Source organism: Pseudobdellovibrio sp. HCB154 (assembly GCF_046267985.1).
Lineage (GTDB): Bacteria > Bdellovibrionota > Bdellovibrionia > Bdellovibrionales > Bdellovibrionaceae > Pseudobdellovibrio.
Genome location: NZ_CP176530.1, coordinates 1,124,723 through 1,137,386, shown reverse-complemented (window position 1 = coordinate 1,137,386; position 12,664 = coordinate 1,124,723). Strand labels below are relative to the sequence as shown.

Below are 12,664 nucleotides of genomic sequence, written 5' to 3'. Positions count from 1 at the left end.
TCGTTTTTAGCTCGTAAATATTCAATTTAATCCCCGATCTCAGAGTGAGATATGGCCCCACGCTTGCTCTATAGGTTAGTAACAACGAACTTTCAAACATATCGGGGGATATATGAAAACTTTAACAACAGCTTTAATCTTAGCCGCTTCAATCGTAACTTTAACTTCTTGCGGTTCTAAAAAATCTTCACAAGCTACAACAACTACTATCGTTCAATCTTCAACGGTTGAAAACGCTGGTAACAAAGTTGTAACGTCTTGCCAAAAAGCTATTGGTACCGATATGTCAGTTCACATTTCTGCCGTTAAAACTTCATCTGGTGCAATCAATAACAGCTTAGTAAAAATCAAATTTACTCGTTTAGCTTCAACGATCACTCAATCAGGTAACACAATCCGTTTCTTTAAATGGAGAGTTTCTGGTTCACAAGCTTTATTAGATTCAAACCCATTACAATCATCTCGTTATGTTTTATCTACAAACACAATCGACGAAGCCGCTCAAACTGGAATCGCAGCTACTTCAGTTACAACAGCTAAAGGTTACTATATCAACTTAGACGACGCTGATGGTATCTTCCAAGTTTTAAAAGCCGTAGTTTACAACTCAGCAGGCAGCATCTTAGCTCAACAAAATATCTTAATCCCACAATTCTTAGCAGTGCCATCAGACTACGCTTACAACGCTGACGGTTCTTCTCGCGCACAAATCTTAAGAGACTTACACCCACTAGCAAACGTAACTACAACAGGCTGGACATCAACAGACTACGTTAACTACTTCTCAGCGACTTGCTTCTAAGATCGTTCTCCGAAAAATAAAATAAGCCCCCCAACGAAGCCAGAGTCCCCCCCCAGACTCTGGCTTTGTACTTTTAACGGGTATGGTGGCCTCCAGCCAGAAAAGGGCTCTGCCCTTTTGAACCCGTAAAGTCCGACCTTCCGGGTCGGCCTTCCAACTTTTTTAGAATGTTAAATTTTATGATCTTCCGCTCATCGTGAGCGGAAGAAGCGAGAGTCTGAGAGCAGAGCTCTCAGTACGCAGGATGCGTGTACTCTTCGTTAGTGCGAACTCTCTTGCGATACTTCTTCAGCTTCAAGATTCTCACCTTGGCGGTAACGATCGGCTAAGGTGCTGTCGTTTGTTGGGAATGAGAATAGTAATGAGTGCACTTCTGTGTTGGGATCTTCTTCAGTCACAACGATATAATAGTGATCAGCTTTGAATTCGCCAATGTCGCGAATGAAAGTTACCAGCGTATGCCCTTCTGAATCTACTTTGCGCCAGATTTCGTCGGGGTTGTTGATTGTTTCTTCGCGTTGTTCAGCGAACTCTTGAAACTTGCCTGCTGGTACGTCTTTTTCGTTACGTAGTTTCATCATTGATTCTAAAAGGCCGATCGCTAAGTGATCGCCTTCTAGTAATGAATCTCCATCGATCGCAGCAAATTGAATCGCTTCTAATTTTCTGTGATAGATGATTTCTTTTTGGCGAAACACTTCTGCTAACTGCGTGTCTTTTGTAGCGAAGTGGATAAAGACGAAGCTTGGGTATTTTTCTTCAGTGTTTAAATACACAACCGCTACGTAGATAAACGGATCAGCTGGATCGTCGATTGTTTTAATTAATGCATATAAGGGAATTTCTGGAAAAGTTTCGATGTCGATCCAGATTTCGTCTGGATCATCAAGAGTTGCTTCTAACCAATCTTCTTTGGCGTCGATTTCTTCTTCGTTGAAATCGCGTGAAGGGGCGTAGTGTTTTGCATAACGCTCTTCCATCGCTTTGATTTGTTCAGAAAAATATCCGAAAAGGGTTTTGTCGTTTTCAAAGATTAAACCTTGTGATTCATCGATCACGATAAGTTCTTTATCTTGAATTGTTTTGGCCGCTTTGTTGGCTTTGGCCTTCACTTTTTTCTGAGATTTCTTTTTGCCGGCCTCGGATTTGACCTTGATTTTGATCTGCTTACTTTTAGCACGTGCGCCAGAACCAATTTTTTTATTTAACTTATTGTTCAATTTACTGGCAACTTTGCTCATGTTTGACCCTTTTCCTAACAAAAATATAGCACCTAACAGGCTTAGCTCTAAGCAGAAATCGAATGACTTATAAAGTCAATGGATTCTGATTGAAACTCTCTTACGGGTGAGTAGGCTTTGAATTAAGAAGGAACCCTAAAGTTTGTCTAAAGTAGAAGTTTATTTAAATGACGACCAAATCAAAAATCTAAAAGGAATTTTAGATCAGTCCCAATTGGGCGTTCATTTGCTTTTTGACAACAAAAAAATCGCCGACGTTTTTCAAAAAACCTTCTCTGAAGACGATTTTTTTCAAGCAGAAAACCTTAAAAGAGTTCAAGACGATCTTTTAAAACTTTTGCAGTTTAAATCATTAACTGACAAACAGGATTATGTAAGACAGTTAAGCGTCGACGATCAAGAACGCCTGATCCGCGCTTATTTTTACATTATCGAAAACAACATGCGTTCAAACAAAAAACATTCTTCACACTAATTAATTCTTTTCTTAAATTCAGAAAGGCAACGACGCACATGAAAGTATTTATTTATTTTTTAGCGGCTTTAGTTCTATACTCGCAAACTATGGAAGCTTCGACTTATCAAACACGCAGAGACTTTTTCACTCAAAAATTTGGAACAAAAAAACAAATTTGGGTGGTGGGTTATGTGAATGCCACTTTAGACGATTATTTAAAAGACTGTGAAGAAGCTTTTAATAACGGCGCTGACGCCATCGTTTGGGAATCTGGCGATTACAAAAAGTTAGATGAAGCTATCGGTGCTATCAAAGCTAAGTACCCGAACAAAACTTTCGGCGTAAACTTCTTAGGCCCTGATGAAAAGCTTATGACTTATAAAGAAACTTTTGAATTAGCGAAAAAGCATAACTTACAAATCGCTTGGACAGATTTTTCAGCTGTTGATCTTATCAAAGAAGCTCCAGAAACAAGTCTTCACGCCATTGATGCTTTAAAACCTGCTGACGTTTTTTACGTAAGCGGCATTCATATGAAATATTCAACATTAGTTGATGCAAACAAAACTATCGAACGCTCAGCTTTACAAGCTATGGGTTGGGTTGATGGTATCGTGATCACAGGCCCAAAAACAGGTGTTGCTACAGATCCAACACGCGCCAAAGATGCAAAATCAGTGATCGGCAATCACCCTTTGGGAGCGGCTTCTGGGGTGTCAGCAGAAAACGTAAATACGATTCTTCCGTACATCGACTTTGTGCTAGTTAATACGAGCATCGCTGATAAAACTCACCGTGTAATCGGAGCTAAAGTAAAAGAGCTTCGCAAAGCGATGGATCAAAAACTTAAGACGGCTAAAAAGTAAAGCCCGACTCAAATTCAGTCATAATTAAACCGATAAAAGGAAAGTGAAAACTTTTCTTTTTGTTTTTTTAGTAACGATCAAATGCTTTGCTGAATACCGCGTATTCACGCTGATGATCACGAATACTAAAACTGGCGAAAACAAGCAGTTTGATTCGACCTTAGACCCGGAACAGTACATCACTTTCTTTCCGTTAAAGCCGGACGAGATTATCGAGTACACGCAAACATGGCGCTGTAAAGGCCGTACAAGTGACTTTAAAGCTCACTGCGTGCAACCTGAAAAGAGAACGCCAGCTCAGGCTGCTGCCACCCCACAACCGCCTGCATCTCCATAGACAAATCTAGACTTTCTGCCCGTCTTAATTTGAGACAAGCTTTGCTACACTTTTAGCTATGGCAGATGTAAATCAAATTCGAAGAGTATCGCAAGACAACATTCAAATGGTTCAACAAGAAAAAGCCGAAAAGAAACGTCAGCTTGCCGAACAGCAACGCGAAGACATCAAAGAAGTTAAGGCCAAGTACCAAGAGTTGAATAAAGAACTTGATCAAGATTCAGCAGCCGCTATCAATCATATCAAGTATGAAGCGGATGAAGAAAATGAAGCCCGCAAGGCCGAACGCCAAGAAGAAAGAGCTGCCGCTCATACGACTTACAACCGCAAAGGTGTAACAAACAACAATCAAGAAGTTAACCAAGCATCAGCTCGCACTAACCGTTCAATCACGACTGAAAAACCAGCGGCTGTGCCTGTAGTGCAAAACTACGAAACTAAAGACACTGATAACTTCTACAAAGTGCAAGATCGCGGAAGCCGTGTTTCCGAACACAAAGAAGGCTATACGATCGAAGCCTATGCCCCGGCACATGAAAAAGATAATTTACGAGTATCTGTGGCTAACAATCGCGCCGTAATCTCTGGTAAAAGAAAATTCCAAGATTCTGTTGAAGAAGGAAATAAAAAAATCAGCACGAACAACTTTCAAACTTTTCACGAAGAATTTAAGTTTGAAAGACCAGTGGCTTCAGAGGGCATGACCCGCGAGCGCGAAGGCGATTACGTGAAGTTTTTTATTCCTAAATTAGAATCTGTCCGCTTCGACGACGAAAGCTAAACTGGCTTCACTACCCGAAAATAAAAAAGAGAGCTCTAGGCTCTCTTTTTATTTTCAAAATTTAAATTTGAAATTATTTTACCAAGTAACCTGATACTTCTTTTAAAAGTAATGAACGACGTTTGTTCATTTCATAAATTTGCTTAAATTGTTCATTGATTAAAGCTAATACGTTCACAGAACCTTGAGTTTGATCATTAAGCTCATTGTAAACCGGCATATTTAACTCAAAACCAACTGCGTTTTCAGTTTGTGTGTTTGTGATTTCATTTGAGTTAGTTGTATTTACCGTTTTCATTTTTTATTTCTCTCTTTTACTTCTTCTTAAAATTCTTACTTCTTACTTCTTACTTATACTCACACTGAACAGAACTCTCATCGACTGCAGCCAATTTGACTCTGTCTGTGTAAGCCCCAAGTTCTTTAGCCATAACAGTGCCACCGCTTTCGCGATGTTTTAGGCCCAAAAAGTGACCTAATTCATGTAAAACTAAAGCTTCGAAGTTATATCCCGCCGAAGACTTAGTACTTGCTGTTCTCACGAGTTGTTGAGGATTTTGATCGTAGTAGGCGAAATCCGCAGAGTTGATACGAATATCAGCCTCTTGAATCTCATCTCCAGCCCAGTAGACTGACGTGCGACCTTGCTCAGACTTTCTATCAGACTCCCATTGCCCTAAAAAGTAAATACCATTTTTCTTATCTCGACCAGGCTGCGATGGTGATGAAGTATTTTCTTCAACCACTTCAAATACTTTGCGCCCTAAAGTTTGCTCCCAGCTTGCTGCAGCACGGTGAATGGCCGGCTTTAATTCAGCAGGAACACTCGAGCTTACATGTAATTGAATCGGGCCCGAAGTTTTCCATGAAATACGTTGGCCATATACGTTTTGTACAAAGCCGCAGTCTTCAGATTTTTTAGGCGCGCACGATGTAACCGCAGCACCTAATAAAACGAACATAATAAAGCGAATGATAAGTTTCATTTTCATGTCAAAACACATTGTTTCAACAATTTGACCAAGTTTGATCGCCTATATTCGATTTGGCCGTCTCACCTTGAGATCACAACCGTCTTTTGACAAAAAACGATAACAGGGGGTGCTCTAAAAGGTGCACTCACGGCAGGAATCTTTTTGCTCCCACTTTTCTAAAATTTAGAACGACTTTCCGGTATTATAAAGTTCCAACATGGCACCAGCTTTCTAAGTGTTTGAATACACTAAAAAATCTCATTATGAGAAAGTTGGCAAGGCAGTTGCTATATAGGAGAGTACAACAAGCCCGCTCCCATCCACAGTCGTGGAGCCCAAAGTGAGCGAACCCTACCCATCACAAATTATCCTTCGCTGGATTCGGAAGAAAACTCCGAGCCACCAGCTCCGCGTTTTTCCATAAGTATTTTTAATACAACAGATTAACGCCGAGTATGATGGTCTTTCTTTATGCAACTCTCTAAACTAGAACCACATGAAAAGGAGTTCTCGTGAGAACACTAGTATTAGCCTTAGTTGCAGCAGCCGCTTTATCATCTTGTAAAACGAATCCTAACAAAGTGAACGACATCGACACTAAACTTGATCATAAAAATGAAATGAATCAAGAAAGCTCAATCGGTGTGAAAGATGGCAACGCCGTTTTTCAAAAGAAAGTTTCTTTAAACGAAGAGTTGAGAAAAGTTCAATACGAAGTTTATGAGTTAGAAGACCGCGTTTACGGTAACCGTAAATTTGGCTCATTAGGTTTATATGGTGTACTTCGCGAATGCAAAGTTCAGTTAACTGACCCACGCTACGGCGGTGATGGTAAATTAATGTGGACAGAACCTTTAGAGCGTATCACTGACAAAGAAGACGATTTCAAAATCGGTATCGATGAGCAAAATAAACTTGTTGCTGTGACAGAAGAATTTTTAGTCGACCGCATTCAAAGATTTCGCGGCTACAAAACTCTTTTAAATTCGCGCCAAGATGAGTACGAACAAAAAGTTGCGATCTGCAAAGCTGAGCTTCGCGGCAAGCAAGCTTCTGTAAAACAATAATGTCTTAATTTGAGATATCCCCCGAATCATTCGAAAACTTTTATCTATTTATATAAAATAAAAGATTCGGGGGAATCATGCGATCTATCGTATTGACCTTAAGTCTTTCTTTTATCTTCGTACCCCCAGTTCAAGCTGATGTGATTTCTTTAAAATCAGTTTTCAATTCTAAAACAACCGGCGAAATCACAATGACCGAAGACAAAAGCGCAAAAATTCAATATCAATTTAATGTTGAAGACAAAGACCAACCTTATGCTGTTTTAGTTTTCAAAGAAGGCAACTGCAAAAAATTTTCTAAGCCTGTGGCCGTCACCGTAAACGATGCAAAAACCAAAGATAAAAAGAATTCTTTTAACCCCAAAGGAAACCAGTTCTTAGTTTTTCACCCCGCCTCAAAAGATTTAAAACTAACCGGTTCCGCAGCAGCTCCTGAAGGAAGTTACTTTGCTTTCGAACCGCGTGGAAAAATTTACGTTCTTGCTGCTGTTAAAGATGAGAAAAGCGAAACCGGCTTAGCCGTAGCTTGCGGAATTTTTCCTTAATAAAAAGATGAGGCAGTTATGTCTTTTTCTGGCTTATTATTTATTTTATTTTTTTCACTCAACGTTGTTGCAGAAACAACGACCGTAATTTTAAATCCCCTGCCCGGCCATACTGAAAACGGAAAACTCGTTATTACCAGCAAGCAGCAGCCTCATGAGGTCCAATGGGATCTTAAAGGTCTTAATCCGACAATTCCTTTTTACCATGTTCATATTTATGAAAAAGGCGACTGTACAAATTATTCAGCTCAGCTTGCGCCGTCTTTGATCGACAAGGACAAAACGATAACTCCAGCTTCTGGACGTGATATGGCCGACCCTAACTACTTTGAGCGCACCAACTACAATGCTGAAACATCACAACAGGGCACACATACATGGTCCTACTGGCAAACTTTTATGTTTACGGTCTCAAAGAAAATTTTTGTTCTCGTTGAAATTCTCGATCTAGACACAAAACTGGGAGCCGCCGTCGCTTGCGGAGTTGCTCCCTAAGTTAGTGCATTGAATTTTTGTAAAGTAATTCTTTAAGCTCAACCACTTCTTCAACAGTGATTAAGTACGGCTTACCACACATTTGGCAAACCACTTCTTGCTCTTCGTTTTTATCGATGATGTCTTGAAGTTCGGCCATGCCTAAAATTTCAAGAGCGCCTTTTACGCGGTCTTTATTGCATGGGCAGAAATATTTAGCTTCATGCGGATGATCTAATTCAGTAAATGGAACTCCAAGCATAAATGGTTCAACCAGATCAAAAGGTTTACCACCTTCCATCAAGATTTTAGAAACACTTGGTTGCATAATCTGAGCGTTAGCTTCGATAGCGCTTACAATTTTCTCATCCACGCCAGGCATAACTTCGATAATCACTCCGCCGGCTTTTTTACATTTACCGTATTCATCAAGGTAAATACCTAAAGCCACTACAGAACGAATTTGGTGTGATTGATGTAAGTAGTGCGCAAGATCTTCAGCAATTTCGCCAGTCACTAAACTCACCGTTCCGTGAAACGGTTGTTTTTGGAATGGTTGGTGACGAGCCACACTTAATGTTCCCGTCCCTAGCGCTTCAGCCACTGATAAACCTTTATCGTAATTTTGTGGTTCATACTGAGGATGCGGCGTAAACGCACGCACATTTCCTTCAAAATCAGCTTCAGCGTAAATTGACTTGATCGAACCATTACCGCGGAATAACAGACCCACCTGCTGCTTTTCTTTAAGCTGTGCTGCCATTAAAAGCGCACCCGTCATAGCTTTACCTACGCCTACCGTTGCAATAGGTAGCGTGTTTTGAAGCATCTGCATCTCTTGCACAACTTGTGTTGCGTCAACAGCGGCGATACGAACAGTAAAATCATTTGAGCAGTAGCGGTGAATTTTTGACATAACGGTTTAACTTAGCAAATTCGTGACTTGTTCTCAAGTTAATAGCAGGATTAACACATGATTTTCATTTTATTACGGCACGGCCATAAGTCGATGGATCCTCCTGAAAACCCTAACTTAAGCGTAAAAGGCCATGAACAAGCTCGTCAGCTTTTAAAAATGGTGCAAGACAACGCGCTTCCAGTGCCTACTGTTTGTTTATATTCAGATAAAATCAGAACCAAAGAAACACTGAATGATTTAATCGAAAATTTTAAACCCAAACACGAAATCAAAAATGAATTAAACTTACGCGAGATGAACGAAACAGCTCAACAGTTTCGCGCCCGCGTTCAAAAATTAGTTAACCTTTACACCTACCAAGCTTCACAACCAGAAAATAAAAATCAAGTCGTTTATGCCTGCACTCACTATGACTGGGTCGAAGAAGCGATGACTGTCATCGACAGTGATAAAAATTTAACTTCTTTTGAATTCGCCGGCTGGTCACCTGCGCAATTTATTCAGTTTCAAATTGGTGAAGATGGGATCTGGATGTTCAAATCACGCGGAGCTGCTAATGGCTAACGAGAAAAATACTTTTCATTCAAATTTAATTCGTAACGTGTGGGCCGCAGGCCGTAACTACGCTGATCACGCCAAAGAAATGAAAGCCGAAGTTCCTGCAAATCCTGTGATTTTTTTAAAATCAGGAACAACAATTTCTTCAGGCAGCGTGATTCACTTACCCGCTTGGTCGAAAGAAATTCATCACGAATTAGAAATCGCGTTCTGGCTAAATGAAAATTTGGAATTTTCACACTTCACTTTAGCGCTTGATTTGACAGCACGCGATGCTCAATCTGATGCTAAAAAAAACGGCCTTCCGTGGACATTAGCTAAATCATTTACTGATTCCTGCCCGCTAGGCCCATGGCTAGAATTGAATAGTGTGCCTAATCTTGAATCACTGCAGCTCGAATTAAAAATTAATAACGAAACTAAACAATTAGGCAATGCTTCTGACATGATCTTTAGCCCCGAAACGCTTTTAAAATATGTTAAAACGCATTTCCCCGTAGCGCCGCACGATGTTCTTTTAACGGGCACCCCGTCAGGTGTCGGACAACTAAAATCTGGTGATAAATTAGAGGCGATTTTGAGAGACAAAACACGCTCTCATAACCAGCCGCTTTTAGTTTGCCAATGGGACGTGAACTAAGTAAAAACTTAGGCATGCAAGACAATCAGTTAAAAATCCAAACTAAGGGCGAAGAGATCCTACGTCGTATGGAATCTCAATCTAAAGGTTCACTATTTTCAAAAGACTTCTGGTACGGTTCAGTGATGGACTGGTCGATGAAGAATGAAAAATTCAAAACGAACATGTTTCGTTTCGTGGACGTGTTACCATCTCTTACAACTTCTGACGGCGTAGCCACTCACTTAAAAGAATATTTCTCTGAAGGTGGTAAAGCAGAACTTCCTTCAGTCTTCAACGTGGGCTTAGGCTTAGGTTCTTTAGCTCCGGGCTTAATGGCCGGCGCGATTAAAAAGAACGTAACTTCAATGGCTAAGATGTTCATCACTGGTGAAACGCCTGATGAAGCTTTAACTGTCTTGAAAAAAGCCCGTAAAAACAATTTAACTTTCACAGTTGATATTTTAGGTGAAGCCACTCTTTCTGAAAAAGAAGCTTTAGAATATCAAAAGCGTTATATCGAATTAATCGAATGGCTTGCTAAAGACGCTCTCAAATGGGAAGAGATTCCACTTTTAGACCGTGATGCTGATGGCGCGATTCCAAAAATCAACGTGTCAGTAAAAATGACTGCGGTTTATTCTCAGATTAACGACAAAGCCTGGGATGAATCTAAAACAATGTTGAAAGATCGTCTTCGTCCAATCTTCAAAAAAGGTATGGATCTTGGCGTGTTCGTAAACTTAGATATGGAACACTACGGAGTAAAACATTTAACTGTAGAAGTTTTCAAAGAGTTAATCTCTGAGCCTGAATTTGCTAGCTACCGTTTCTTCGGTTGCGTAGTACAAGCTTACTTACGTGATTCATACGCTGACGTAAAAGATTTAACTGAGTTCGCAAAAAAACGTGGCACACCATTTACTATTCGTTTAGTAAAAGGCGCTTACTGGGATTCTGAAACGATCGAAGCGAAACAAAAAAACTGGTCAATTCCAGTTTACTTAAATAAAGCTGAATCAGATGCGAACTACGAAATGTGCGCAGGCTACTTACTAGAAAACTACAAATTCATTCGTGTAGCTTTAGCTTCTCACAACGTTCGTACAATTTCTGCAGCGTTAGTTAAAGCTGAACAACTTGGCTTACCTAAAAACGCTTACGAAATCCAAATGTTATACGGAATGGCCGAGCCGATCAAAAAAGCTTTATCAGACATGGGTTACCGTGTTCGTGAATACGCTCCCGTGGGTGAATTAATTCCGGGTATGGCGTACCTTGTGCGTCGTTTATTAGAAAATACATCGAACGAATCTTGGTTACGTGGAAAATTTGCTGAAGGCAAAACAACAGCTGAATTATTAAAAGATCCAGCCATTGGCTTAACACCGACAAATCCAACTCCTGAAACTAAACCAACTGATTTCTACAATGAACCCTACTTAGACTTCGCTGTTGAAGAAGTTCGTACTGAAACTTTAAAAGCGATCGCTAATTTAAAATCTCAGTTACCAGTTAAAATTGAACCAATCATTGGTGGCAAAAAAGTTTCAACTGGTGAATCTTTTAAACGTGTGAACCCTTCTAACAACTCACAAGTTGTGGCTGATGTAACAATGGCTTCTACTGAAACAGCAGAACAAGCTATGCAAAAAGCGCAAGAAGGTTTTAAAACTTGGAAAAACGTTGATAGCTTCCGTCGCGCTAAATACTTAGACGACGTAGCTGATTTAATGGTGAAAAATAAATACAAATTAATGGCTCACCAAATCGTTGAAGTAGGTAAACCTTGGGCTGAAGCAGATGCTGACGTCGCTGAGGCGATCGACTTCTTACGTTACTACGCCCGTCACCAACGTGAATTAGCGCGTCCATTACGCGTGGGTCACGCTCCAGGTGAAGTGAGCCAATACATCTACAAACCTCGTGGTGTTGTAGCGGTTATCTCTCCATGGAACTTCCCGCTTGCGATCTTAGCTGGTCAAGTGGCTGCGGCCTTAGTAACTGGCAATACAGTTGTTATGAAACCGGCAGAGCAATCTTCATTAGTGGCTCAAGGTCTTTACGATTTATTTAAACAGGCTGGTCTTCCTGATGGCGCTCTTCAATTCTTACCAGGTTATGGTGAGATCGTGGGTGATTACATCGTGAAGCATGCTCATACAACAACGATCGCTTTCACAGGATCTAAAGTTGTGGGTTTATTAATCGCTAAAAACGCGGCCGTTGTTCAACCAGGCCAGCAGCACGTTAAGCGTTGTATTATCGAAATGGGCGGTAAAAATGCCGTGATCATTGATAGCGATGCAGATTTAGATGAAGCCGTAGATGGCGTTCTATACTCAGCATTTGGTTTTGCAGGTCAAAAATGTTCTGCAGCTTCTCGTGTGATCGTATTAGATGAAGTTTACGAAAAATTCACTCAACGTTTAGTTGAAGGTGCTAAATCAATCGAAATCTCTTCAGCTGAAAATCCAAAAGGATATTTCGGACCAGTTGTCGATGAAGAAGCTTACACGCGTTTAAACAATTCAATCGCGCAAGCTTCAGCAAAATATAAAGTGTTATTTAAAGGTGAATCTCCGCAAGGTGGCTTCTTCGTTCCGATCACAATCTTTGGTGATGTGAAAGGTTCTGACGATGTGGCTCAAAACGAATTCTTCGGCCCAATCGTGGCGATGATTCGCGCGAAAGATTTAACTCATGCTTTAGAAATCGCGAACTCTACTGAATACGCCTTAACTGGCGGTATCTTCTCAAGAAGCCCAGCTAACATTGAACGTGTTAAGCATGATCTTGAAGTGGGTAACATGTACATCAACCGCGGTATCACAGGTGCCATGGTCGATCGTCACCCGTTCGGTGGATACAAAATGTCAGGTATCGGTTCAAAAACCGGCGGCCCTGATTATTTAAAACAATTCACTGAGCCAATCGTTGTGACAGAAAACACAATGAGACGCGGTTTCGCTCCAGAAGAAAATCAATAGTCGTAGTAGTATTCATATACTTATAAAATAAAAA

Annotated in this window: 15 protein-coding genes; 11 read left to right on the top strand and 4 right to left on the bottom strand. The window is 40.5% G+C overall.

All coding sequences use genetic code 11. The features are described from left to right. The first annotated feature begins 112 nt into the window (after positions 1-112). Complete coding sequence (locus tag ACKWCF_RS05660; protein WP_409479732.1) at positions 113-802, top strand: hypothetical protein; 690 nt, start codon at positions 113-115, stop codon at positions 800-802. Between the two features lie 260 nt (positions 803-1,062). Here the strand turns inward: ACKWCF_RS05660 and ACKWCF_RS05655 are convergent, their stop codons facing one another. Beyond that, positions 1,063-2,043: a PBECR2 nuclease fold domain-containing protein gene (locus ACKWCF_RS05655; RefSeq protein WP_409479731.1), complete on the bottom strand. Its 981-nt coding sequence runs from the start codon at positions 2,041-2,043 to the stop codon at positions 1,063-1,065. A gap of 142 nt (positions 2,044-2,185) precedes the next feature. Here ACKWCF_RS05655 and ACKWCF_RS05650 point away from each other — a divergent pair, with 142 nt between their 5' ends. From ACKWCF_RS05650 to ACKWCF_RS05635, 4 genes are read left to right on the top strand one after another with little or no spacing between them, the layout of a single operon-like run. Beyond that, positions 2,186-2,518 carry a hypothetical protein gene (locus ACKWCF_RS05650; RefSeq protein WP_409479730.1) on the top strand — a complete coding sequence of 111 codons (333 nt, stop codon included), beginning with the start codon at positions 2,186-2,188 and terminating at the stop codon, positions 2,516-2,518. Between the two features lie 38 nt (positions 2,519-2,556). Beyond that, positions 2,557-3,366 carry a BtpA/SgcQ family protein gene (locus ACKWCF_RS05645; RefSeq protein WP_409479729.1) on the top strand — a complete coding sequence of 270 codons (810 nt, stop codon included), beginning with the start codon at positions 2,557-2,559 and terminating at the stop codon, positions 3,364-3,366. A 43-nt stretch (positions 3,367-3,409) separates the two neighbouring features. Then, on the top strand, positions 3,410-3,703 hold the full coding sequence (locus tag ACKWCF_RS05640; protein ID WP_409479728.1) for a hypothetical protein: 294 nt from the start codon (positions 3,410-3,412) through the stop codon (positions 3,701-3,703). A gap of 58 nt (positions 3,704-3,761) precedes the next feature. Next, on the top strand, positions 3,762-4,484 hold the full coding sequence (locus ACKWCF_RS05635; RefSeq protein ID WP_409479727.1) for a hypothetical protein: 723 nt from the start codon (positions 3,762-3,764) through the stop codon (positions 4,482-4,484). 73 nt (positions 4,485-4,557) lie between these two features. On the opposite strand, the gene ACKWCF_RS05630 is transcribed toward ACKWCF_RS05635, so the two are convergent. After that, positions 4,558-4,782 carry a hypothetical protein gene (locus tag ACKWCF_RS05630; RefSeq protein WP_409479726.1) on the bottom strand — a complete coding sequence of 75 codons (225 nt, stop codon included), beginning with the start codon at positions 4,780-4,782 and terminating at the stop codon, positions 4,558-4,560. A gap of 49 nt (positions 4,783-4,831) precedes the next feature. Then, a complete protein-coding gene (locus ACKWCF_RS05625) occupies positions 4,832-5,470 on the bottom strand; it encodes a matrixin family metalloprotease (RefSeq protein ID WP_409479725.1) in 639 nt (212 codons plus the stop codon). 500 nt (positions 5,471-5,970) lie between these two features. Here ACKWCF_RS05625 and ACKWCF_RS05620 point away from each other — a divergent pair, with 500 nt between their 5' ends. The 3 genes from ACKWCF_RS05620 (at position 5,971) to ACKWCF_RS05610 (ending at position 7,565) form a co-directional block, all read left to right on the top strand. Next, complete coding sequence (locus ACKWCF_RS05620; protein ID WP_409479724.1) at positions 5,971-6,525, top strand: hypothetical protein; 555 nt, start codon at positions 5,971-5,973, stop codon at positions 6,523-6,525. Positions 6,526-6,602: 77 nt separating this feature from the next. Next, entirely contained in the window at positions 6,603-7,070 is a 468-nt protein-coding gene (locus ACKWCF_RS05615) for a hypothetical protein (RefSeq protein ID WP_409479723.1), read from the top strand. Between the two features lie 18 nt (positions 7,071-7,088). Then, positions 7,089-7,565, top strand: coding sequence for a hypothetical protein (locus ACKWCF_RS05610; protein WP_409479722.1), 477 nt, complete (start codon positions 7,089-7,091; stop codon positions 7,563-7,565). A 1-nt stretch (position 7,566) separates the two neighbouring features. Here ACKWCF_RS05610 and ACKWCF_RS05605 read toward each other — a convergent pair whose 3' ends face one another. Beyond that, complete coding sequence (locus ACKWCF_RS05605; RefSeq protein ID WP_409479721.1) at positions 7,567-8,460, bottom strand: Hsp33 family molecular chaperone HslO; 894 nt, start codon at positions 8,458-8,460, stop codon at positions 7,567-7,569. Positions 8,461-8,517: 57 nt separating this feature from the next. On the opposite strand from ACKWCF_RS05605, the gene ACKWCF_RS05600 reads away from it, so the two are divergent. From ACKWCF_RS05600 to ACKWCF_RS05590, 3 genes are read left to right on the top strand one after another with little or no spacing between them, the layout of a single operon-like run. After that, a complete protein-coding gene (locus tag ACKWCF_RS05600; protein WP_409479720.1) occupies positions 8,518-9,027 on the top strand; it encodes a phosphoglycerate mutase family protein in 510 nt (169 codons plus the stop codon). After that, positions 9,020-9,661, top strand: a complete 642-nt coding sequence (locus ACKWCF_RS05595; protein WP_409479719.1) for a fumarylacetoacetate hydrolase family protein — start codon at positions 9,020-9,022, stop codon at positions 9,659-9,661. Before ACKWCF_RS05600 ends, ACKWCF_RS05595 begins: the two co-directional genes overlap by 8 nt. Further along, complete coding sequence (locus ACKWCF_RS05590; protein WP_409479718.1) at positions 9,646-12,630, top strand: proline dehydrogenase family protein; 2,985 nt, start codon at positions 9,646-9,648, stop codon at positions 12,628-12,630. Before ACKWCF_RS05595 ends, ACKWCF_RS05590 begins: the two co-directional genes overlap by 16 nt. Positions 12,631-12,664: the final 34 nt, after the last annotated feature.